General features: G+C 62.0%; 24 protein-coding genes. 6 read left to right on the forward strand and 18 right to left on the reverse strand.

Going from position 1 to position 22,294, the window contains the following annotated elements; translation table 11 throughout:
* The first annotated feature begins 76 nt into the window (after positions 1 to 76).
* Together RRF64_RS11695 and RRF64_RS11700 are read left to right on the forward strand one after the other, a co-directional pair.
* Positions 77 to 361 (forward strand): hypothetical protein, encoded by a 285-nt coding sequence (locus RRF64_RS11695; RefSeq protein ID WP_323846064.1) that lies wholly within the window; start codon positions 77 to 79, stop codon positions 359 to 361.
* Positions 362 to 769: 408 nt separating this feature from the next.
* Positions 770 to 1,141: a hypothetical protein gene (locus RRF64_RS11700; protein WP_323846065.1), complete on the forward strand. Its 372-nt coding sequence runs from the start codon at positions 770 to 772 to the stop codon at positions 1,139 to 1,141.
* Positions 1,142 to 1,256: 115 nt separating this feature from the next.
* On the opposite strand, the gene RRF64_RS11705 is transcribed toward RRF64_RS11700, so the two are convergent.
* Positions 1,257 to 2,135, reverse strand: a complete 879-nt coding sequence (locus RRF64_RS11705) for a metal ABC transporter solute-binding protein, Zn/Mn family (RefSeq protein ID WP_323846066.1) — start codon at positions 2,133 to 2,135, stop codon at positions 1,257 to 1,259.
* Here RRF64_RS11705 and RRF64_RS11710 point away from each other — a divergent pair.
* From RRF64_RS11710 to RRF64_RS11720, 3 genes are all read left to right on the forward strand, one after another.
* Positions 2,134 to 3,027 (forward strand): ATP-binding cassette domain-containing protein, encoded by an 894-nt coding sequence (locus RRF64_RS11710; RefSeq protein ID WP_323846067.1) that lies wholly within the window; start codon positions 2,134 to 2,136, stop codon positions 3,025 to 3,027. The two genes, RRF64_RS11705 and RRF64_RS11710, sit on opposite strands and share 2 nt — an antisense overlap.
* A complete protein-coding gene (locus RRF64_RS11715) occupies positions 3,028 to 3,828 on the forward strand; it encodes an iron chelate uptake ABC transporter family permease subunit (protein ID WP_323846068.1) in 801 nt (266 codons plus the stop codon).
* Positions 3,829 to 4,053: 225 nt separating this feature from the next.
* The gene (locus RRF64_RS11720) at positions 4,054 to 6,672 is read left to right on the forward strand and encodes a TonB-dependent receptor (protein ID WP_323846069.1); all 2,619 of its coding nucleotides are present in this window, start codon (positions 4,054 to 4,056) and stop codon (positions 6,670 to 6,672) included.
* A gap of 313 nt (positions 6,673 to 6,985) precedes the next feature.
* Here the strand turns inward: RRF64_RS11720 and RRF64_RS11725 are convergent, their stop codons facing one another.
* The 12 genes from RRF64_RS11725 to RRF64_RS11780 all read right to left on the reverse strand — a co-directional run bounded on the left by RRF64_RS11725 (position 6,986) and on the right by RRF64_RS11780 (position 15,457).
* On the reverse strand, positions 6,986 to 7,135 hold the full coding sequence (locus RRF64_RS11725; RefSeq protein WP_323846070.1) for a hypothetical protein: 150 nt from the start codon (positions 7,133 to 7,135) through the stop codon (positions 6,986 to 6,988).
* Between the two features lie 2 nt (positions 7,136 to 7,137).
* Positions 7,138 to 7,317 (reverse strand): hypothetical protein, encoded by a 180-nt coding sequence (locus RRF64_RS11730; RefSeq protein WP_323846071.1) that lies wholly within the window; start codon positions 7,315 to 7,317, stop codon positions 7,138 to 7,140.
* Between the two features lie 465 nt (positions 7,318 to 7,782).
* Entirely contained in the window at positions 7,783 to 8,103 is a 321-nt protein-coding gene (locus RRF64_RS11735; protein WP_323846072.1) for a heavy metal-binding domain-containing protein, read from the reverse strand.
* 44 nt (positions 8,104 to 8,147) lie between these two features.
* Positions 8,148 to 9,362: a dipeptidase gene (locus RRF64_RS11740; RefSeq protein ID WP_323846073.1), complete on the reverse strand. Its 1,215-nt coding sequence runs from the start codon at positions 9,360 to 9,362 to the stop codon at positions 8,148 to 8,150.
* 141 nt (positions 9,363 to 9,503) lie between these two features.
* Positions 9,504 to 9,833 carry a hypothetical protein gene (locus RRF64_RS11745; RefSeq protein WP_323846074.1) on the reverse strand — a complete coding sequence of 110 codons (330 nt, stop codon included), beginning with the start codon at positions 9,831 to 9,833 and terminating at the stop codon, positions 9,504 to 9,506.
* A gap of 52 nt (positions 9,834 to 9,885) precedes the next feature.
* Positions 9,886 to 10,638 (reverse strand): CPBP family intramembrane glutamic endopeptidase, encoded by a 753-nt coding sequence (locus RRF64_RS11750; RefSeq protein ID WP_323846075.1) that lies wholly within the window; start codon positions 10,636 to 10,638, stop codon positions 9,886 to 9,888.
* Between the two features lie 118 nt (positions 10,639 to 10,756).
* Positions 10,757 to 11,443, reverse strand: coding sequence for an SCO family protein (locus tag RRF64_RS11755; RefSeq protein WP_323846076.1), 687 nt, complete (start codon positions 11,441 to 11,443; stop codon positions 10,757 to 10,759).
* 3 nt (positions 11,444 to 11,446) lie between these two features.
* Positions 11,447 to 12,340, reverse strand: a complete 894-nt coding sequence (gene cyoE, locus RRF64_RS11760; protein ID WP_323846077.1) for a heme o synthase — start codon at positions 12,338 to 12,340, stop codon at positions 11,447 to 11,449.
* Positions 12,341 to 12,405: 65 nt separating this feature from the next.
* Positions 12,406 to 12,783: a hypothetical protein gene (locus RRF64_RS11765; protein ID WP_323846078.1), complete on the reverse strand. Its 378-nt coding sequence runs from the start codon at positions 12,781 to 12,783 to the stop codon at positions 12,406 to 12,408.
* Positions 12,780 to 13,892 (reverse strand): COX15/CtaA family protein, encoded by a 1,113-nt coding sequence (locus tag RRF64_RS11770; RefSeq protein WP_323846079.1) that lies wholly within the window; start codon positions 13,890 to 13,892, stop codon positions 12,780 to 12,782. Before RRF64_RS11770 ends, RRF64_RS11765 begins: the two co-directional genes overlap by 4 nt.
* A 122-nt stretch (positions 13,893 to 14,014) precedes the next feature.
* On the reverse strand, positions 14,015 to 14,656 hold the full coding sequence (locus RRF64_RS11775) for a hypothetical protein (RefSeq protein ID WP_323846080.1): 642 nt from the start codon (positions 14,654 to 14,656) through the stop codon (positions 14,015 to 14,017).
* Between the two features lie 42 nt (positions 14,657 to 14,698).
* Positions 14,699 to 15,457, reverse strand: coding sequence for an SURF1 family protein (locus tag RRF64_RS11780; RefSeq protein ID WP_323846081.1), 759 nt, complete (start codon positions 15,455 to 15,457; stop codon positions 14,699 to 14,701).
* A gap of 131 nt (positions 15,458 to 15,588) precedes the next feature.
* Between RRF64_RS11780 and RRF64_RS11785 the strand changes: the two genes are divergently transcribed.
* The gene (locus RRF64_RS11785; RefSeq protein ID WP_323846696.1) at positions 15,589 to 15,813 is read left to right on the forward strand and encodes a DUF2909 domain-containing protein; all 225 of its coding nucleotides are present in this window, start codon (positions 15,589 to 15,591) and stop codon (positions 15,811 to 15,813) included.
* 45 nt (positions 15,814 to 15,858) lie between these two features.
* Here RRF64_RS11785 and RRF64_RS11790 read toward each other — a convergent pair whose 3' ends face one another.
* The 5 genes from RRF64_RS11790 to RRF64_RS11810 all read right to left on the reverse strand — a co-directional run bounded on the left by RRF64_RS11790 (position 15,859) and on the right by RRF64_RS11810 (position 22,280).
* Positions 15,859 to 16,749: a cytochrome c oxidase subunit 3 gene (locus tag RRF64_RS11790; RefSeq protein WP_323846697.1), complete on the reverse strand. Its 891-nt coding sequence runs from the start codon at positions 16,747 to 16,749 to the stop codon at positions 15,859 to 15,861.
* Between the two features lie 5 nt (positions 16,750 to 16,754).
* A complete protein-coding gene (locus RRF64_RS11795; protein WP_323846082.1) occupies positions 16,755 to 17,327 on the reverse strand; it encodes a cytochrome c oxidase assembly protein in 573 nt (190 codons plus the stop codon).
* Between the two features lie 14 nt (positions 17,328 to 17,341).
* The gene (gene ctaD / locus RRF64_RS11800; RefSeq protein ID WP_323846083.1) at positions 17,342 to 18,892 is read right to left on the reverse strand and encodes a cytochrome c oxidase subunit I; all 1,551 of its coding nucleotides are present in this window, start codon (positions 18,890 to 18,892) and stop codon (positions 17,342 to 17,344) included.
* Positions 18,893 to 18,912: 20 nt separating this feature from the next.
* A complete protein-coding gene (gene coxB, locus RRF64_RS11805) occupies positions 18,913 to 20,058 on the reverse strand; it encodes a cytochrome c oxidase subunit II (RefSeq protein WP_323846084.1) in 1,146 nt (381 codons plus the stop codon).
* Between the two features lie 512 nt (positions 20,059 to 20,570).
* Positions 20,571 to 22,280, reverse strand: coding sequence for an amidohydrolase (locus RRF64_RS11810; RefSeq protein ID WP_323846085.1), 1,710 nt, complete (start codon positions 22,278 to 22,280; stop codon positions 20,571 to 20,573).
* Between the last annotated feature and the right edge of the window lie 14 nt (positions 22,281 to 22,294).

Below are 22,294 nucleotides of genomic sequence, written 5' to 3' on the forward strand. Positions count from 1 at the left end.
CAGCCGCGCCGTTTAATGGGCGCCCGGCCAGCGATGGCCGCTTGTTTGACACATCACAAATTCGAGGCAATCGACGATGAAAGGATTTCTCTGCGCTGGCCTGTTTTCTGCGGTGATTTTTGCCGCGCCGGTTTTAGCCGTGTCCCTGGACCAGCAGGATCTGCCCGCGCCGGCCTGGCAGCTGGAAGAGGTAAAAGCACCGGAAACGCGCTTGCAGAAGCAGAAGCCGCAACTGGCCGAAGACAGACACACCGAAACGGTCCTGCAGCGGCAGATGCGCCAGCTGGAAAAGTTGCGCCAGCAGGCCGAGCGCGATGCGGCGCGGGCAAAAAAACTGCAGCAATTAAAAGATAATTCCTGACAGGCAGCGGCGAATTTCTCGCACTGACAGAAGCCCGTTCCACCGGCCCGCTGCAGCCGGGGATACCGGTGTCCGCATTCACGCGGACGCCGGCAATATGGCTTTTCTCCCGCATTCTTTACTCCTCGGTCGACTCACTAATCCCTCGTGTCAACATCGGCTGCACTTTGCAATTCGCGCGTTCGCGGCACTGCGAAATGGCTGAGCGGCAGCGTCGCTTTGACTCGGTGCAAACGATTTACTAGCGCACAGTCCCGACCATTTCTTGTATTCGCCCCGACGCTGCTGCGGGGGCAGTCACCGCAGCGGATGAGCAGAGGGGCGAACGCCTTCTAGGCTTTCAATAAGCGAATGCTGCTGTTGCGAGCGACCTCCGGGCAGCGCGCGATTTTCTTGAGGGCTGTGACCATGAGCTGTACGTATATTTTCCGCCTGCTGCTGACTTCCACCGCTTTCGCCGCATCGACGATCGCGATTGGGGATTCTATCGAGCGCCACGACGCCGAGGCGACCCGACCCGGGGAGATGGAGTATATCGAGGTGATCGGCGAGCGGGATGACACCGACGTGGAGGGAGAGAAGGTGCAGCGGGCGCGCGAGCTCAAGCAGAGACTGCTGCGCCGGAACCGGCAGGAGCAGGTGCAATCGCTGGGACAGCGGCAGCGGCAGCTGCTGGAGGGATTCCGCGCGGACAAGGAAAAGTCACTGGCCGCCGAGCGGGAGCGGCGCCGCCAGCTATCACCGGAGGCCGCGCGCGCGGAGGAGCTGCAGCGGCAATAGCCACGCAGCCGCGCCGACGACCTGCGCCGGCAGGAAGAAGAGCGGCTGCGGCTGGAGGAGGAGGCGCGCCGCCAGCAGGAGCCCTCCTGAGCGGGGACAGCCGCTGCCCCTGTGGCTACTCTCTCGCCGCGGCGGGTGTGGCGTCCGCAATTTCGCCCAGGCAGCTGCGCGCCTGCGCCAGCAACTGCTCGATCAGGTCGCGGTAACCGGCATCTGCCGGCAGCAGGTCCGCGAGCGGATCCAGCGCCGCATAGCGCAGGCCCAGATTGTCCGCGGTCTGCCGGTCGCGATCGTTTGCCGGCACCTCCCCGAACAGACAGCCGTCGTCGACGCCCTGCAGCTGCAGCAGCGCCCGGGCGCCGTGACCGCCCTTGCCGCTGTCACTCAGCGGCCGGGTGACCACACCGGCGGAGCCGAAGAAATGGCCGTAGGCGTCGTGGATCACGACGATCGGCACGTCCCGGTAGGCCCACAGGGCCCGGTCGAGCACCTTCTGCAGGTTGGCCATGGCGCGGGAGAAGTCCCGCGCGCGGGTGCGGTACTGCTCTGCCTGCTGCGGCTGCAGCTCGGCCAGGCGCTCCGCGATCTGCGCGGCGATGAGCGCCGCATTGCGCGGGCGCAACCACAGGTGTGGATCCGCTGCCGAGGCGCCCTGGAACTCGTAACCGTCACTGCTCAGCAGTGCCAGCTGGCGCTCGGCGGGCACCAGCGCCAGCTGTTTGGCCAGCACGCCCTCCAGCTGCGGCCCCATCCACACGACCAGCCGGGCCCGCTCCAGCGCTGCGCGATCCGACACATTAGGCGCGTAGTGGTGCGGATCGCCGCCCTGCACCAGCAGGCGCAGCGGCACCTCGTCGCCGACAATTTCCCGCGCAATCAGCGCCAGCGGGCGGACACTCACCACCAGCTCGGCCCCTGCCTCCGGTTCGGGCCGGCCACAGGCGGCGAGCAGGAAAAGACACAGCAACGGGAACAGGCGTTTGGCGGGAGACATGGCGGACATTGGGCGGCAAAAACTGCGATATAATCACACCCGGCCTGCACCTGCCAATCACCATTCCCCCCAAGCCAGCCGCGGAGATTTCACCCTGAGCCACAGTGAGCCGCTTATCACCGCCGAAAATCTCGGGCTGGAAGTCGCCGGCCGCCAGCTGCTGCATAACATCACGCTGGAACTGCAGCGGGGAGAAATCGTCACCGTGATCGGCCCCAATGGCGCCGGCAAGACCACCCTGCTGCGCCTGCTGCTCGGTCTGACCAGGGCCAGCAGCGGCGCGGTGTGGCGCCGGCCCGGCCTGCGCATCGGCTATATGCCGCAGCGCCTGCAGATAGACCCGTCGATGCCGATGTCGGTGCAGCGCTTCCTGCAGCTCGGGCAGCCGCACCTGAGCACTCAGTTGGCGCAATCCGTATTGCAGCGCGTCGGCGCCAGGGAGCTGGCGCAGGCCAGCCTGGCGGAATTGTCGGGCGGGGAAATGCAGCGGGTACTGCTGGCACGCGCCGCCTCGCGCAAGCCGCAGCTGCTGGTGCTGGACGAGCCGACCCAGGGCGTGGATGTCGGCGGCCAGGGCGAGGTGTACCGGCTGATCGCGGCGCTGCGCGACGAGCTCGGCTGCGGGGTGCTGCTGGTCTCCCACGACCTGCACCTGGTGATGGCCGCGACGGACAAGGTGCTGTGCATCAACCAGCACATCTGCTGCGAGGGCCACCCGGAACAGGTCCGCCGCGACCCGGCCTACCTGGAGCTCTTCGGCGACAAGGTGGCGCCCTACACCCACCAGCACAATCACGAGCACAACCTGAGCGGCGACATAGTCGCGGATCACGGCTGCGATCACGCGCCGGGTCACCCGCACCCCCACTCCGACAGCAAAGAGCGCAAATAAGTGGTCCAAGTCGCCGAACTGCTACAAAGCCAATTCCTCTGGTATGCACTCGCGGCCGGCCTGCTGGTGGCCCTGGTCAGCGGTCCGCTGGGCTGCTTCGCCGTGTGGCGGCGCATGGCCTATTTCGGCGATACCCTGGCCCACTCGGCGCTGCTCGGCGTCACGCTCGGCTTTGTGCTGCAGGTGATGCCCACCCTGGCGGTCGGCGCCACCTGCTGTGCGCTGGCGCTGCTGCTGGTCTACCTGCAACGCCGGCAGAAGCTCTCGGTCGACACCCTGTTGGGCATCCTTTCCCACTCGATGCTGGCGCTGGGTATCGTCACCGTCAGCCTGTTCAAGATTAAAGTGGACCTGCTGTCACTGCTGCTCGGCGATCTGCTCGCGGTCAGTGGCCGCGACCTGGTGCTGATGCTGATGGCGGCGGCCGTGATCGCCGCGCTGCTATTCTGGTTGTGGGAAAAACTGCTCGCTTTCACCCTGCACGAAGAGCTGGCCGCAGTGGAAGGCGTGCCGGTGGAGCGCGTGCGCCTGGCGCTGATGCTGATGCTGGCGCTGTTGATCGCCATTGCGATGAAAGTGGTGGGCGTGCTGCTGATCACCGCGCTGTTGATTATTCCCGCCGCGGCCGCGCGCAAGCTATCCAGCACACCCGAGCGCATGGCGGCGCTCGCCTCCCTGATCGGCTGCGCGGCGGTGGTGCTCGGGTTGCTGGCTTCGGTTCTGTGGGACACGCCGGCCGGCCCCTCCATAGTGCTGGCCGCAGGCGTCGTTTTTCTCGCGTGCCAACTTCGCGAGGGCTGATTTTTAGCGGCCGCTGATCAAATATTTTTGAATTTATGGCGCCGCTAAATTTTTATTGCGATTGCTTCTGCACTGTAACTGCGAAGTCCTTCACCAATCCCCTCAATAATTGCTCATCCCGTCGCCGGCCAATTGTTTCGCCATTAGGCCGTTGATACTGTTGCCAGACGACCAGCAGGTTTCGGTCGGTCATCAATAACGACAATAAATGGACGAGCAACGATCATGGAAAAACAACTTTTTCGTCGTAACCTATTGGCCACCGCCATACTCACCGCGGCCACAGCGGCCGTACCACAATCACTGTTGGCTGCCGAAGAGGAAGCCATAGAGGAAGTCGCCGTTGTCGGTTCGCGCATTCAGCGCAACGCCGAGTTCGAGACCGCCACACCGATCCAGGTAATGGACCGCGAGGCGATCGAGAGATCCGGCTATACCAACCTGCAGCAGATGTTCGAGAAGAACCCCGCGGCCGGTAACGGCACCTTCTCCACCCGCGGCAACAATCAGGATTCCACCGCCAACGGCGCCGCCGCGGTGAGCCTGCGCGGCATGGGCGCCGACGCAACCCTGGTACTGGTCAACGGCAAGCGCGTCGCCATCAGCGCCTTCGCAGAGAGCATCACCACCAATTTTGTCGACATCAACACCGTGCCCCTCGCCGCCGTTGAGCGGGTGGAAGTGCTGAAGGACGGCGCTTCGGCGATCTACGGTTCCGATGCAGTGGCCGGCGTGGTCAATCTGGTACTGCGCAAGGATTTTGAAGGCACGGAGGTAGCGGTCGACTACGGCGGCGCCGACGGTTATGACGAGCAGTCGGTCTCTGCGGTCTGGGGCGTCAACGGCGACGAATCCAACCTGACGCTGATTTTCGATCACCACAGCAACTCCACGCTGGCCAGCGTCGAGCGCAAGGGCCTGGACACCGCGGACCAGTCTTCCCGCGGCGGCATGGATTTCCGCTCCTCCCGCGGCTTTCCCGGCAGCTACAGGGTCGATGGCGCCATTGTCTCCGACCCGGGTTGCCCGGCGGAGCGCGATACCGGCGAGGTATGCGTCTACGACTACGGCCCCTGGACCCTGCTGACGCCGGAGGCCGAGCGCACCGGCATGCTGTTGCTGGGCCACACACAGCTGAGCGACGGCGTGGAGTTCTTCAGCGAGGTGGCGGTGCAGCACAACACCTCCAGCGCCCAGGGGGCGCCGACGCCGCTGGACGATGGCGCCGGCCTGACCGTGCCGGCGGGCCATCCCGACAACCCGTTTAGCAGCACTGCGGACCTCGATATCTTCCGCTATCGCACCGTCGATGCCGGCGCCCGTCAGTGGAGCATCGAGACCGACAACCTGCGCGGTGTCTTCGGCCTGCGCGGCAGTGTCGCCGACTGGGACTGGGAGGCGTCGGTGCAGCGCGCGCGCAGCGAATCCACCCAGACCGGCAACCGCTCGCAGGGCTGGGTGCGCACCGACCTGCTGCAGCGGGAGATCGATGCCGGTCGCTACAACCCCTTCGGCGGCGTGCAGAACCCGCAGTCGGTGATCGACGCCATCACCACCAGCCTGGTGCGCCAGGGCAAGTCTGAACTGCGCGGCATGGACTTCACCATCAACGGTGAGCTGTTCGATACGGCCAACGGCGCCATCGCCATGGCCGCGGGTGTCGAGCATCGCGAGGAAAAGGCGTCGGACATTCCCGATGACCAGTTCCAGCGCGGCCTGATCTTCGGCACCGAGTCGGTTTCCGCGTCCGCCAGTCGCGATATCACCTCGGCCTTCGTGGAAGTCGCGATCCCGCTGCCCGCCAACCTGGACCTGACGCTGGCCGGCCGCTACGACGATTACAGCGACTTCGGCACCACCACCAACCCGATGGCGAACCTGCTGTGGACCGCCAACGAGATGGTGTCGCTGCGCGCCTCCTGGGGCACCGGTTTCCGCGCCCCGTCGCTGGCGCAGATAGGCCTGGGGCCGTCGCAGGAATCCATCTTCTTCGCCGACAGCTACGGCTGTGCCGTCAACGGCGCCTACTGTGCCAGCACCGATTACAACATCGTGTTCGCCGGCAACCCGGATCTGGACGCGGAGGAATCCGAATCCTTCAACCTGGGGGCGGTAATCAAGCCCATGGACGGCATGCAGTTGTCGCTGGATTACTGGAGCATCACCCAGGAGGGCAAGATCGACGAGGTGCCCTTCGGCTACCTGTACTCCCAGTTCTGTAATGACCAGAACAGCACCGTGTGTGTCCGCTCCGCGCCGCTGCCCGGCGAATCCCTGGGCGCGCTGCAGTCGATCAACAGCGGTTTTATCAATATCGGCGAGCAAACGGTTTCCGGTGTGGACCTCAGCCTGGTCTATTCCGGAATGGCGATCGCGGGCGGCGATCTGGGCCTGCGTCTGGATTATTCCTACCTGGCCGAGTTTGAGCGGGTGGAGCTGAATTCCGCCGGCGACGACTTCCTGACCCGGGATCTGGCCGGCGAGTACGAGTATCCGCAGCACCGCTGGGCGGCCTCCGCCGACTGGGCCCGGGACAGCTTCGCGTTCACGGTAGGGCTGAACTTTATCGGCGAGTTCGAGGACACGCCGGATATCGACTTCGACGGCACCCTGGACTACGACAGTAACGATTCGCGCACCGTGGATGCGTTCGTGACACTGAACCTGCAGGCCCGCTACACCGGCTTCGAGAATATGATGCTCAGTCTCGGCGCCGACAACGCGCTGGATGAGGAACCGCCCTTCGCTATCGGCGACGGCGACTCGGATCTGTACGGCTATGTATCCGGCCTGCACGATCCCCGCGGTCGCTTCGTTTACGGCAAAATGACTTACAGCTTTTAAGTCGTAGCGCCGATCTATCCACAAAGTCAGAAAGGGAGAGCCTCGGCTCTCCCTTTCTGACTGCTGACAAAGTCCTGCAGCCAGAATTTAAGGAAAAGTGCTAGGACGGGTATTTCGAACCGTCGGCGACAGGACGTCGCCGACGGAGCTTACAGGGATGTATTTACAGCGTTTCGAAATACCCGTCCTAGTGCTTTGCCGCCACATCTCCTGCTTCGAAGGAACGGTGGGGTTTATCAACAAGCTGGGGAGTGCCTCGGCTCTCCCTTTTCTGTCCCGCCCCCGACGGCCGCGGTTTTTCGCTCGCCACTTCCTAGGACCGGCGCTGCCGATCCGGCTTCGGTCGCGGTTTTTCCACGGGCTCGGAGCCGGCCCGATGGAACTCATAGATCGTCAGGGCAATGCCGTTCATCAGCATCAGAGTCACCCCGATCGCGATTGCCAGCAGCAGTTGCTCGGACATGTTCAGCGTACACGCGCGAGCAATACGGAGACCTTGAAATAGATTCCGAACGCGAGGATCGTCGGCACCCAGAGCGCGGTGAACACGCCCTGATCCTTGTAGCCGTTGAACCAGAGGTAGACCGACAGGGCGAAGGAAATGGCTACCGCCAGCAGGATAAACAGATCCGATAGTTTGAACATTGGAAACTCCCTATCACTCGGTGTCGTAGTCCCGGAACCCCAGTGTCGCAATCGGCAGGCCTGCGATCGCTACCCCCGCAGGGGTGCGCAAACCGGGGATAGCGGACACCGCCGCCATCGCGGGCGCCAGAGCCAGCCAGCGGGCAGCCCCAGCGCGCGGCGCCGGCGCATCACTGAGAGACTAGTTCATCGACGGCAGTGCGACCGGAAAGGGGGTTCAGTATCTTGCGACAGGGCAAGTCAGAATGGCGGCAGCGCATGCCGCAAGAGGGCAGCGAGGTTTAACCCCACCGCAGCGCCCTGGTGCCACAGGGCGCTGCGGCGGTCGGTGCAGGTCCAGGCGACACAGACGCATTGATCATCGCGGTAACCCAGCACAATCGCCGCAAATACGGTTTACCCGTTTTGTGGTAGATCTTCCGTTGCGCCACCAGTGCGTCCGGCACAACAAGTCCGCATGCGCCACTAGCGAAACTTGACCGCGGTCCCGCTGACGCTGACCATCATCATGCCGCCCTGCTGGCCCACCACCTCGTAATCGATATCGATACCGACTATGCCGTCGGCCCCGAGCCGCCGCGCCTGCTCTTCCATTTCCTCAAAGGCGACTTTGCGTGCCTTTGCCATCTCCCGCTCGTAGGAACCGGCGCGGCCGCCGACGATATCCCGCACGGCGCCAAATATATCCTTGAAAATATTCGCGCCGAGGATCGCCTCGCCGACGACGACATCCAGATAGTCCCTGATTTCCCGGCCATCGACGACCGATGTGGTGGTTTTCAACATGTCTGACTCTCCTTGCCGGCATCGGCGCCGGTTAGGTTGTGGACTCAGCGTTGCGCACTTGCCGTTTCTGCCTGTGCCGCGGCGTAGGCCTCGTTGGCGCGCCATACCCGCAGCAGATTGCCGCCGAGAATCTTTTCGATATCCGCCTCACTGTAGCCGCGTTCGAGCAGGCCGCGGATCAGATTGGGATACTGGGAGACATCTTTCAGGCCAGTGGGCAGGCTGTCACCTACACCGTCGAAGTCGGAGCCTATACCGATATGATCTACACCAACCAGGGCGCGCACATGATCGAAGTGGTCCAGCACATCGTCCAGATCGGCATAGACAAACCGTTCCTCGGTGAGCTTTGCGACAAATTGGCGGACGGCTTCGCTTTCCTCGTCGAGATTGTGTTCGCGCATATAGGCGGCGCTGGCGTCCTTGATCGCCTGGCGTGAGGCGCGTGACGCTTCACTGATAAACGTCGAGCCGAAGTTGATCATGATCACACCGTCATTTTCGGCCAGTGCGCGGATCATCTCGTCGCTCATGTTGCGCTCGAAATCCGGCGTGAAGTGGCGCGCCGAGGAGTGCGAAGCGATGACCGGAACCTGCGAAATTTCCATCACCTGCCAGAACGCCTCATCGGAAATGTGCGATACGTCCACCATAACGCCAATGCGGTTCATTTCCGCCACCAGTTGCTTGCCGAATTCGCTCAGTCCGTGCCATTGCCGTTGCTCGTCGTAGGAGGAATCGGAGATATGGTTGCTCAGCGAATGAGTCAGGGTGATATACCGCACGCCGCGCTCGGCGAAATGTACCAGGTTGTGCAGGTCACCGGCGATTGCGGCACCGTTCTCCATCCCCAGTGGCAGCGAGATGTGCCCGCTGGCGACCTGCCGCTCCATTTCAGTGACCGTCTTCGGTATGGCAAATTTGTCCGGGTGCTCTGCCACCAGCGCTTCCACCTGATCGATCAGTGTATCGGCGTAGGCGCGGGCGCTGCCATCCGCTTCTTTTTCGGCGGGGATATAGATCGACATAAAGGGGGCATTGAGACCGCCCTGCAACGCGCGCGGGAAGTCGAAGTCACCGTCCGCCGTCGCACTGCCCACATCGGCGGGTTGTTCCGCCAGCCTGTAGGGCACATCGATATGGGTGTCCACCAGCAGGTATTTTTTTGCCAGCTGCATCGCCAGCGCCTGCTGGTCTGGTTCGGCATCCTGGCCGCAGGCACTGATGACCAGCGCCACCGCGAGAGCAATTTTCTTCATGTTATTCATTTCCTGTTAAAGTGGCCGAGACAGTCCTGGTAGACGATGCCACGACCGGGTGCACTGTTCGCCGGGATGGTCAGTGGCCGTCGCTGGCACCTGGATAATACAAAAATTTCACGCGGATACGTTTTATTCCGTTCAAAGTGACTTGCTGCCGGGCATATCCGTGCCGCCCTCTTCCGCGATCTCGACGAACGATTCATTGCCCTTGCGGTAATCTTCAAATTCCAGGCCCTTGTACAGGGTGATGGCGATGATCAGCGCACCGAAGACGGCAAAGAAAGTGCCGGGCGCGGCCTTTTTCATTACCAGCTTGCTGTTGCCAAAGCTGGCTTCCAGGTCACCCGCCTGACCCCAGTTACCGGCAATAAAGAGTCGATAGCCCATGTAGGCAAAGGCACTGCCGACAACCAGTGAAGTAATTTTGTAGGCGATCAGGGAAAAGATGATTTGAGAGCTGATTTCCATTTTCGGGCCAGGTTCCAATAGGCGATGCGATAGGTCTTGCGGTCAGTCCGGCTTATGCAGCCATGGGATAAGGCAGTGTCAACATGTGCAGCAGATTCACGCTCCAGTGCGCGAGCACACAGCCCCAGAAGTTTTGCCGCAGGTACCAGAGCAGTGAATAACAGAGTCCGGCTACGGTTACCAGCGCGAGTGCCTGTGCTGAAACCGCCCAGCCGGTGTGAAGAAACGTGAACATTGCCGTCACCAGCAGCACCGCCAGCCAGCGGAAGCGGCCCAGTGCTTCTTCCAAACCCCGCTGCATTATCCAGCGAAAGAAGCCCTCCTCGCTGATACAGACAACCAGCAAATTGATCAGTGCGGCCACCACTATGGCCAGCGCGAATTTTGGCGAGAGCCCCAGCAGCGCGGCGGCGCTGGCGAGCGGAATTGCGGCAGCGGCGAGTATGTAGGGCAGATCTGCCGCGCCGATGGACTGGCGCAGCCGCAGCATAAACGCGACCAGGGCGATGGCGATCACCGCCTTGCCTTCATTGAAACTCGCGTAGATGGTGTTGCCGGTGTCATCGACATAGGCCGGCAGCAGTTCGATGCGCTCGCTGCCCGGCGCCAGACCCAGGGCGGCAGCCAGCATCAGCAGGCCGGCAACCAGGTAAGCGAGTGCGCGCTTCCAGCCGCGGCTGCATTCAATCGCATACAGGGCGATCCAGATCAGCGGTGCGGCCAGACCGACCCAGCCGAACGGAACGGCACAGAGTGCCAGCAGCAGTGGTGCGGCCCAGATACTGATGGTTTGGTCCTTCGGCATCAGGGTCTGTGCCTTCCGGTCGAAGCAATCACTGCGCATGGGTATCCTTTAACAATGCCGAAGCGCGGCTACCTGTAGCCGCGGACGGCTCAAATGGCCGCGTCAACGGGGCAGAACGTCAGCCGTTAAAGGTGGCGCGCATGGAGCGGTAGGTCAATTTCATTTTGGCGGGATCCAGCGGCGCCTTGAAAAATGCATGGTAGTGACCGCGCGGGTTGATCAGCACGACCTGGGAGCCGTGATCGATGGTGTAGTCGCCGTTTTCGAGCGGCACCTTGTTGAAGGGCACGTTCAGCTGGTTGGCGAATCGCTTCAGGTTCAGGAATTCACCGGTAACACCGCGGAAATCCGCATTGAAGTAGCGCACATAATCGTGCAGCTGCTGCGGACTGTCGCGCTTCGGGTCCACCGATACCAGCAGGATATCGGTATCGGCGCGCGTGTCTGCATCCAGGGTCTGGTAGAAACTGCTCAGTGTGGCGAGCGTGGTCGGACACACATCGGGGCAGTGGGTAAAGCCGAAGAAAACCAGGGTCCAGCGACCGCCGAGACTCGCGGTGCTGAACACATCGCCGCTGTCACTGAGCAGCTCGAAATTATCCAGTATCCGCGGGCGCTCCAGTTTTACCGCGCCGTTCATGCGCAGTTCGGAATCGGTGATCACGCGCGGCTGGTTCAGCTTGTGCAGGAAGCCCGCCACCACGGCGATCATAAAGAGTACCGAGACCACGATGGTCAGTCGGATACCACGTGTCTGTTCCGCGCTCTTGACGGCAATATTCTCGGAAATGGCTGCGTTCGTCATGATTTATACCGCAATCAGATAGTGGTCCAGCAACATGATGCAGAAGAGTGCCATCAGGTAGATGATCGAGTACTTGAACGTCTCCATGCCCGCGTTCGGATTCCTGTCGCGCAGCATTTCGACCGCCCAGTAGACAAAACCCAGCCCCAGCACCACGGCGCCAAGCAGGTACAGCCAGCCGAGCATCGCCGTGGCGAAGGGCAGCAGGCTGACCGCTAACAGCACGAAGGTATACAGCAGGATATGCAGCTTGGTGTAGGCCACGCCGTGGGTCACCGGCAGCATCGGGATGTCCGCCTTCGCATACTCCTCGCGCCGGTGCACCGCCAGCGCCCAGAAGTGCGGCGGCGTCCAGGCGAAAATGATCAGCACCAGCAACAGGCCGTGGCCGTGCAGATCGCCGGTAACGGCGGTCCAGCCCAACAGCGGCGGCGCGGCGCCGGCGAGACCGCCGATAACGATATTCTGCGGCGTGGCGCGCTTCAGGAACATGGTGTAAACGACGGCGTATCCCAGCAGGGAAAACAGGGTCAGCCACGCGGTCAGGGCGTTGACGAAGAGCAGCAGGATAGACATCCCCAGACTGCCGAGCAGCAGCGCAAACAGCAGTGCCTTTTGCGGTTCGACGCGGCCGCGCGCCACCGGCCGGTTGCTGGTGCGGGCCATCTTGATATCGATATGCCGGTCCACCAGATGATTCACGGCGGCGGCACTGCCGGCACAGAGGGCGATACCCAGGTTGCCCAGCAACAGAATGTCCAGCGGCACCATCCCCGGCACCGCCAGCAGCATACCGATCACCGAGGTGAGGATCATCAGCATCACCACCCGCGGTTTGGTGAGCTCGTAGTAGTCGCGCCAGCTGGCGCGATGCAGTGCTGCGGTTTGCGTGGTCATGGTGTCACCTCATTATTATCTTTATGGTCTTTGTGGCGCCCGCGCGGGCTGGCCCGGCCATTGCGCTACTGGGATCCTTTTCGCTCCGGCACGGCATAGGCGATAGCGCGACACTCCATATAGCGCTCGCACGCGGCTGCCGCGCCTTTTCCACAAGCTTCAATCACCAGGCCGTTACCGCCGAGTCGCTGTGCGCGCAGCTTCAGATCATTGACCAGCGCGTGCCTGCTCGGCTCCCGCTCGCCGGGCTTCTGCTGGCAGTGCGAGGCCTCGACAAGACCCAGGGAAGTCGCGTTGTAGCGGTCGATTTCCTCCATCGAGTACTCTCGCACGCTCGCAGCTTTCACCCGGCTGTCGGCGTAGCTGCCCCAGTTGGTATTGAACTGGACACCGCTGCAACCGCACAACAGTACTGCGATGACGCTGGCCGCGAGCCTCTTCACAGCTCGCCCGCCAATACCGTGCCCTGGGCTTCGGCCCGGTCCACAGCGCGATCCCTGGGCGCGGCCACGGGCTGGGCGGTCTGGATTCGGTAGCAGAAAGTCAGCAGCCCGAGCAACAACAGCGCGGCGCCGGCATTGTGCGCGACGGCGATCGGCAGCGGCAGGAACATCACCACATTGGCGATCCCCAGGCAGACCTGCAATCCGAGCGCGCCGGCCAGGCCTATGGCCCAGCGTCGCGAGCCGGCACGCCACGCGAGCAGGGACAGGGCCAGGACGAGGAGGCTGACAATCAGCGCACCAATTCTGTGGGTCAGGTGTATCGCGGTGCGCGCGTCACTTTCCAGAGTGCCGCCCAGGTAATTTGGGCCTATCTGCTGGGCGATATTGAAGCCCTGCGTGAAATCGGCCCGCGGCCACCACTCGCCGTGGCAGGTCGGGAAGTCCGCACAGGCGAGCGCCGCGTAATTGGAACTGGTCCAGCCACCCAGAGCTATTTGCAGCACGACCGCCGCGACGGCGATGAATGCGAGCGGGCGTATCTTCTGCAGTGCGCGGAATTCGTGTGCCGGTATAAGGCGGCCCTGCTTTTGGGCAGAGTTCCGCAGCCGCTCGACGATCAGCCACAGCATCGAGAGGGTCGCCATGCCGCCGAGCAGATGGGCGGTAACCACCTGGGGCCAGAGTTTCAGGGTGACGGTCCACATGCCGAAGGCCGCCTGCAGGAGGATCAGTGCGAGCAGAAAATGGGTCTGCTTGAAGGCGCGCTGGCCGCGGCGCCGCCAGGCCAACGCGGTCATTCCGGCTACCAGCAGCAGCAGGGCGCCGGCGAAGTAGCGGTGCACCATTTCCGGCCAGGTCTTGTCGGTTTCCACCGGCGCGTGCGGGAAGGCCGCGTTGGCCGTCTGGATTTCGTGGTGCTCGTCGGGCCAGGTCAGATGCCCGTAGCAGCCCGGCCAGTCCGGGCAGCCGAGGCCGGCATCGACCAAGCGGGTAAAGGCGCCGAGCACGACAACGACCACCGCCAGCACACAGCCGGCCACGGCCAGGCGCAGGCGCCAGGCGGTGTGCGGTTTGCTGTCGGTGGGATCTATTTCGAACTTTGCCATCTCTCTCTCCCGGTCACTTTTAGTGAAGCACATCCGTGCGCTTCATCCCTGCGGGGCAGCCTGCGGCTGTCCAAATAGGCTGATCCAGCTACTGCAAGTATTCGCGGCGCCGTCGGCCCCGCCTATTTGTCGTAGGAGTACTTCAGTAGACGCTTTATATCTTTCAGCAGCTGGTTGCCGCTGTGGTGACTGTCATAGGCCATCATCGCGAAGCCCTGCTGGTCGATCAACAGCGCCCTGGTGTCGGCGATATTGGCGTGGGCTGTCTGCAGTCGCAGCTGTTGTAGTGCATCGGCGTCCAGTTGCAGTAGGCGCAGTCGCGGATGCTCCTCGTGCAGTTTTCGCTGGCGCTCGTCTGTGAGCGGTGTGTCCGTCACCAGCAGCCGCTCTACCCGGTTTGCCTTTTCGCCGAGGCGGATATGTACCTGGCGACTGGTGTACAGCAGCTGCTCGCATTCCGCCGTGCACTCGCCGCCCGCCAGAATCAGGTAGCGCCACCTGGGCTTTTCCGCCTGCAGTTGCAGCGGTGCCGCTCCCGGCCGCTGAAATTGCAATTGGCCGACATTCACCGGCCGCTCCAGCAGCGCGCCCTGGTTGATGGTACTTTCCGGCATGCCGACGCCGGTATAGAAGACGACATAGGCGGCGACTATCGGCAGCAGCACCGAGGCGATGACGGAAAGGCCCTGGACGCGACCCAGTCCGGCCGGCTTGGCGCCGCGGGTATTGCCGTCGGCGGCGGGCGTATTGCTACTCTGGTTCACGGGTCTGTTACCTCTTCAGTACTTCTAATTATTGTTTTCGCATTATTGTTTTCGCAGCAACTGCGGTACTTTCCGCACAAAGGTCGCGGCGCTGGTCGCGGCGGCCAGCCATAGGATGACCAGCGCAACCGCCATGGCGAACCACTGGGCGGCGTAGGCGCGGTGTCGTTGTGGCGGACTGTTGACCAGTTGCCAGTCTGTCACCAGCGCGGTGTCCGAATCGGCACTGAGACGGATGGACCACTGCGGCTGCAACAGGTCCAGACTACCAGCAAATGTGCTGTCGAGCTGCTGAATTCTCGTGTCGGTCTCAGGCCGACTTTCGCTATCGCCCGGGGCAACCGGGTACAGAAAACCTGTGATCACCTTTGCCGCCAGCGGCCAGTCGACTTCCGGCAGCTCATCGCGCTGCGGCGGCGCCTCCAGCCAGCCGCGATTGACGAGCCAACGCTGCCTGGCAGACACAAACACCTGCAGCACTTCATAGCCAACGCGGCCATTGCGGGTGCGGTTGTCGAGCAGATAATACTCGTCGGTATAGAAGCCGAGCAGACGCACCGGCATGTAGGTTTGCAGACCCGTCAGCTCGGCAGCGCTGTTGGCCAGCGAACGGGGCTGGGATGCCAGGCGGGTGTCGATGGTCGCATTCAGCGCACTTTTCTCTTCGGCGCGCTGCAGTTGCCAGAAACCGAGGGAGAGGAGCAGCGGTAACAATAGTCCGCTCAGCAGTGTGAGGGGCCAGTTGCGAATCAGTGCTACACTGGCTTTCTTCGCTGGTACCGAATTGGTATGTACTGTCATGCCGTTTTCGCCTGGCAGATTATCTCAGGCCGCTGCATGCACTCGCGGCGCCTGAGGCCCTGTAAAATCTGCATTTTCCGCCCCTGAAGGCGGTCACAGGCACACTCCTACATCAAATGGCGAATAATAATATGTGGCTGAAGATCGTTATTGTATTTTTGTTTCTCGCCGTGCTGGCCAGCCTGACCAGCGCACTGTTTTTCCTGCTGCGCGATATGGGCGCCCCCCAGTCCAAGAGAACCCTCTATGCCCTGGGTATCCGCATTTCCCTGGCGGCGCTGCTACTGCTGGCGATCTGGTATGGCTTCGACAGCGGCATTCTCTCCAATACTGCGCCCTGGGCGGACAAATACTAATTCTTTTTTTGCAGGAGCGGCCACGGGCCGCTCCTACTGGTTCTCTTACGCACCCAGTACGTAGACGAAAATAAACAGCCCCACCCAGACCACATCCACAAAGTGCCAGTACCAGCTGGCCGCCTCAAAGCCAAAATGATCGTCCGGCTTGAAGTGGTGCGCGATCACCGAGCGCAGCAGCATGATCAGCAACATGATGGTGCCGAGTGTTACATGGGCACCGTGGAAGCCGGTCAGCATGAAGAACGTAGTGCCGTAGATGCCGGATTCGAGTGTCAGCCCCAGGTGCTTGTAAGCCTCGTAGTATTCCTCCGCCTGGAAGAACAGGAACAGGGCGCCCAGCGCCACGGTCACCGCCAGCCACAGGTTGAAGGCACCGCGCTTGTCCTTTTTCAGGAATACGTGGGCGAAGTGCACTGTCACACTGGATGACAACAGAATCACCGTGTTCAGCAGCGGCAGGTGCCAGGGATCGATAATTTCCCTGGGACCGACAACCTTGGCCGCCTCGCCGTGGGCCGCGGCATCCGGTGTGACAAACAGCGGCCAGGTGTTTTCAAAACCCTGCCACAGCATGTTCGATGAGCCGCGATCGCCCTCGCCACCCAGCCAGGGCAGCGCGAAGTTGCGGATGTAATAGAGCGCACCGAAGAAAGCGGCAAAGAACATCACTTCGGAGAAAATAAACCAGCCCATACCCCAGACGTAGGACCGCTTTAACTGCTCGCTGTTGAGACCGGCCATATTTTCCCGGATAACCTGGGCGAACCAGAACCAGAGCACCGTCGCCAGGGCCAGTGCACCGGCGAAGAAAATATACGAGCTGCCGCCATTGATCCAGTTGGCGGCGCCGAAGGCAGTCAGGAACAGACCGACGGTGGCAAAAATAGGCAGCCGGGACTGCTCGGGCACATAATAGCTGCTTTCACTGGCCATAGTTTTCATCCCTCTCGCTCGGAGTCGGTATTTTTGTTATCGGTTTTTTGAGCAAACCTTTCCGTGACATCAAACAGCGTATAGGAAAGGGTTATGGTGTTGACACTGCGGGGGAGATCCGGGTCGACGATAAAGCGCAGTGGCAGCTCCGCACTCTCCCCCGCCTTCAGTATCTGCTGGTTGAAACAGAAGCATTCGGTCTTGTGGAAATATTCCGCGGCCTTGAAGGGCACCAGACTCGGAATCGCCTGACCGACCATGTCGCGGTCGGTGGGATTCGAGGCGAGGAACACGGTATCCATCGCCTCGCCCGGATGGACCTTTACGGAAACCACACTGGGCTTGAAACCCCAGGGCATGTTCTCGTTGTTGCTGGCAACGAACTGCACGGTGACCAGCCTGCTGGTGTCCACGGCCGCAGGCACCGCCTCGTATTTGCCGCCGGTCTTGCCGTTCAGGCCGGTGATTTCGCAGAAGGCATCGTAGAGCGGCGGCATCACGAAAATCGCAAACACCAGCATGCTGGCGGCGAGCGCCAGCAGTTTGGCTGTCAGTCTTGCGTTTGCGTTCCACCGCATGGACTACCGCCCCGTTACCGCACCGCCGGCGGCGTGCTGAAGGTGTGATAGGGTGCGGGAGACGGTACTGTCCACTCCAGACCCTCAGGATTGTCCCAGACTTCGTCAGAGGCCGTCTTGCCGCCCATCACCGTGCGCACCACGTTGAACAGGAAGACGATCTGCGCGGCGCCGAACAGGAAGGCACCCATACTGGCGATCTGGTTGAAGTCGGCAAACTGCAACGCATAGTCGGGGATACGGCGCGGCATGCCCGCCAGGCCGACGAAGTGCATCGGGAAGAAGGTCACGTTCAGGCCGATAAAGGCCAGCCAGAAGTGCACCTTGCCCATGGTCTCGTTGTACATGTTGCCGGTCCACTTCGGCAGCCAGTAGTAGACGCCGGCGGTGATCGAGAAGATGGCGCCCGGTACCAGGACATAGTGGAAGTGGGCCACGACGAAGTAGGTGTCGTGATACTGGAAGTCCGCCGGGGCGATCGCCAGCATCAGCCCGGAGAAGCCGCCGATGGTAAACAGGATCACGAAGGCCACCGCGAACAGCATCGGCGTCTCGAAACTCATCGACCCGCGGAACATGGTGGTGACCCAGTTGAACACCTTCACCCCGGTGGGCACCGCGATCAGCATGGTGGCGTACATGAAGAACAGTTCGCCGGCGATGGGCATGCCCACGGTGAACATGTGGTGCGCCCAGACGATGAAGCTCAGGAACGCGATCGATGCGGTCGCGTATACCATCGAGCTGTAGCCGAACAGCGGCTTGCGCGCGAAGGTGGGAATGATCGCCGACACGATACCGAAGGCCGGCAGGATCATGATGTACACCTCCGGGTGCCCGAAGAACCAGAACACATGCTGGAACAGTACCGGGTCACCGCCACCGGCCGCATTGAAGAAGCTGGTACCGAAGTGGATATCCATCAGCATCATGGTCACCACGCCCGCGAGCACCGGCATCACCGCGATCAGCAGGTAGGCGGTGATCAGCCAGGTCCACACGAACAGCGGCATCTTCATCAGGGTCATGCCCGGCGCACGCATATTGAGGATGGTGGCGATGATATTGATCGACCCCATGATCGAGGACGCGCCCATGATATGGATCGAGAAAATGAAGAAAGTAGTGCTCGGCGGAGCGAATTCCGTCGACAGCGGTGCATAGAAGGTCCAGCCGAAGTTGGGGGCACCGCCATCCATGAACAGGGTGGAGAACAGCATCGCGAAGGCGAATGGCAGTATCCAGAAACTCCAGTTGTTCATGCGCGGCAGCGCCATATCCGGAGCGCCGATCATCATCGGGATCATCCAGTTGGCGAGACCGACGAAGGCCGGCATCACCGCCCCGAACACCATGATCAGGCCGTGCATGGTGGTCATCTGGTTGAAGAATTCGGGCTGCACTATTTGCAGCCCCGGCTCGAACAGCTCGGCGCGGATCACCAGCGCCATGCAGCCGCCCAGCAGAAACATCGCAAAACTGAACCACAGGTACATCGAGCCGATGTCCTTGTGGTTGGTGGTATAGAGCCACCGCTTGAATCCGGGTTGAGGACCGTGTGCCATACTGAATTTCCTCTCGGCGCTTACTGCTTATTCTTGAAATTGAGGATGTCGATGGGCTGTACGGTATCGCCCATATCGTTGCCGAAGGCATTGCGCTGGTAGGTGATTACCGCAGCCAGGTCCACTTCGGACAGCTGCTCGCCAAACGCCTGCATGGCCGGGTTCTTCTGCGAACCGCGGATCACCATGCTCAGGTGTCCGTCGAGTGGTCCCGTGGCTACCTTGGAGCCGGCGATGGCCGGGAAGACACCCGGCACACCCTGGCCGTTCGGCTGGTGACAGGCGGCGCAGGTGCGGTTGTAGACTTTTTCACCCTGGGCGAGGAGCTCGTCGAAGGTGAAGGTTTTCCCGGTGAGTTCGCGCATCTTGGCGGCCGTGGCCGCGCGCTCGCCGAGCCACGCAGCGTATTCCGCTTCGGGCACCGCCTTGACCACGATCGGCATAAAGCCGTGATCCTTGCCGCACAGCTCGGCACACTGGCCGCGGTAAATGCCCGGCTCGTCGATACGGGTCCAGGACTCGTTGATAAAACCGGGGATCGCATCTTTCTTCACCGCCAGGTCCGGTACCCACCAGGCGTGGATCACGTCGTTGGCGGTGATCAGGAAGCGGATTTTCTGGTTCACCGGCACCACCAGCGGCTCGTCGACCTCGAGCAGATAGTGTTCGCTCTTGGGCTGCTGGTTGCTGATCTGGGTGCGGGGCGTGGACAGGTTGGAGAAGAAGGAGACATCGGAGCCCAGGTAGTCGTATTTCCACTTCCACTGGTAGCCGGTGATCATGATGTCGAGATCGGCTTCTTCGGTGTCGTAGATATCGTAGAGGGTCTTGGTGGCGGGGATCGCCATCAGGATCAGGATAATGGTGGGGACTATGGTCCACACCAGCTCCACCGCCGTGCTCTCGTGGAACTGCGCCGCCCGATAGCCCTTGCTCTTGCGATGACGCCACATGCTGTAAAACATGACCCCGAACACCACCACACCGATCGCGACGCAGATCCAGAAGATCAGCATGTGCAGGCTATAAGTGGTCTGGGCAACTTCCGTTACCCCCTGGGTCATATTGACCCCCCAGCGCTCAGCGCCCTGCTCTTCCGCCAGGGCGGAGTGGGCCAGCACCGAAGTGGTCAGCAAGGCGAACAGCCGATTGAAGCCTCTCAACATCGCCTACAGATCTCCGTGGTTGCGAGCTTCGGTACCGAAACCCGTAATTATTATTCTCGGCCGCTGGCCGTCACGGATAACTGGACTCCTCCCACGGGCCGGAGACCGGCACAGGGACAATTCCACACATAAATTGTGGACATGCTGTAGTAACACAAGACTACATACACTGGGCGGGGAGATTCCCCGCGATACTGCCGTCAGTGCAACTTGTTATTCTTACGGAACTCCTGACCGCTACTGCGCGCGCGCCTGACGCCGTCCGGCGGTGCCCGCATGCTCATGTACTGAAGTACACTCCGCTTGCTGCACTCCGGCGGCCACCATCAGCCACTCGCTCGCGACGCGTTCAGAAATTCCTTTATAAAGATTTTTACTTCAGATGTCGTCGTCCGGAAGGTACAACCAACAACCTGTGTCTTTTTGTCGCAGCTACTGCACGACTAAAAGGAACACATCGCCGGCGAAAAGTCAATTGACCCGCCACGCCGATACGACCCCAACTAAAGCGGTCACAGGGTGCCGTACACCAGCTTTCCGGCGGCGACCGTGGCCAGGACACGCGTTTCGCGCAGACTCGCCGCATCGGCGGTACTGACGTCCCGGTCGACCAGAATCAGGTCCGCGCGCTTGCCCGCCTTCAGGGAACCGGTTTCACCATCGCGCCCGAGCATCGCCGCGGCATTGATGGTGTAAGCCCGCAGCATGTCCGCGTTGCCGACGCCCTGCGCCTGCATCAGTGTGCCCCGCTCCGGCTCCTCGAAATTGCAACGACAGACCGCGGCGGCCATCGCCATGAATGGATTGAAGGTACTGACATTCCAGTCCGAGCCACCGGTAATGGTGCCGCCCGCATCGAGCAGGCTTTTCGCCGGATACATCCATTCACTGCGCTCTGCCCCCAGGTAGGGCTGCACCGCCTCCACCGAATAGTTTTCCGGCCGCGCCCAGTGCAACTGGAAGGAGGCGAAGACATCCAGCTCGCCGAACCTGGCGAGATCGTCCGGGTGTATCAGTTGCAGGTGCGACATGCTGAACTTAGCCGCGTGCAACTGTTGACCCCTCGCGACCGCGAATGCATTCAGGCCGGCGCGCACGGCGCGGTCGCCGATCGCGTGCAGATGCACGTTGAAGTCTTTCCCGGCCAGATCGCGCACCAGGCCATTGAGTTCCTGCTCCGCGGCGTAGAGAGCGCCCCGGTTTGCGGAAACCGCGCCGTCGCTGTCGAGGTAGGGCTCCAGCAGCGCCGCGCTCTGGGTCGGGTATTCCAGCACACCGTCGACAAATATCTTCGCGGTGTTGATCTGCAGCGACTCGCGGCCGCTGTATTGCTCGCGCAGGCGCAGCAGGTTTTGCAGGTTGTCCGCCGTGTTCTCGGCCCGGGACAACAGCGCGACCGTGGTATGCATGGTCAGGCGATCGCCGTCCGCCAGCGCGCGGTAGACTTTCAGCTCCTCTTCCGTGGCCGCCGCCTCCATCAGCGAGGTGAGACCCACGCCGTGCATCAGCTGCAGCGCCTGGGCCGTCATCTCGACCCTGGTGTCGAAGTCATCCTCTTGCAGGTAGGCCTGCAGATACTGAGTGGCGTCGTCGACCAGCTGGCCGGTGGGCTCGCCGGCCTCGTCGCGGACCACATGTCCGGTGGCGGGATCCGCGGTATCCCTGTCGATTCCGGCGAGCGCCAGCGCGGCGCTGTTGGCCCAGGCCGTGTGCCCGTCAGAGCCGAACAGCGCCAGCGGCTGCCGGGAAATCTTATCCAGGTCGGCCGCGCTCGCGGCAAAGTTAGCCGGGTTCAGGTTGATCACCTGGAATATCTGTCCTGCCGGCAAGGCTGCGCCGCCGGCCATGCACTCGGCCACAACTTCGCCGATCTGTGCCAGAGACAGCTCGCGATCCTCCAGCGTGCAGTCATCCATCTGCACCGCACTGGTGGCCGGATGGATATGGGTGTCGATCAGCCCCGGCAGCAGCGTTGCGCCGTGCGCGTTGACCACATTCGTTTGCGCGCCCACCCACTGCTCTGCGCCCTGATCGTCGCCGACATACAGGATGCGCTCACCGCGCACCGCTACGGCCTGCGCCCGTGGATTCCCCGCTTCCATGGTGTGCACATCCGCATTGAGGATCACCAGGTCGGCCTTGTCGGCGGCATCACACCCCCACAGCAGGGTCGCGGAAAGGGCGACGCCCAGGGGTGCCAGTCGGCTCTTGCTCCGGAACATCGGACAGCTTCCTT

Source organism: Microbulbifer magnicolonia (genome assembly GCF_035117725.1).
Classification (GTDB): Bacteria; Pseudomonadota; Gammaproteobacteria; order Pseudomonadales; family Cellvibrionaceae; genus Microbulbifer; species Microbulbifer magnicolonia.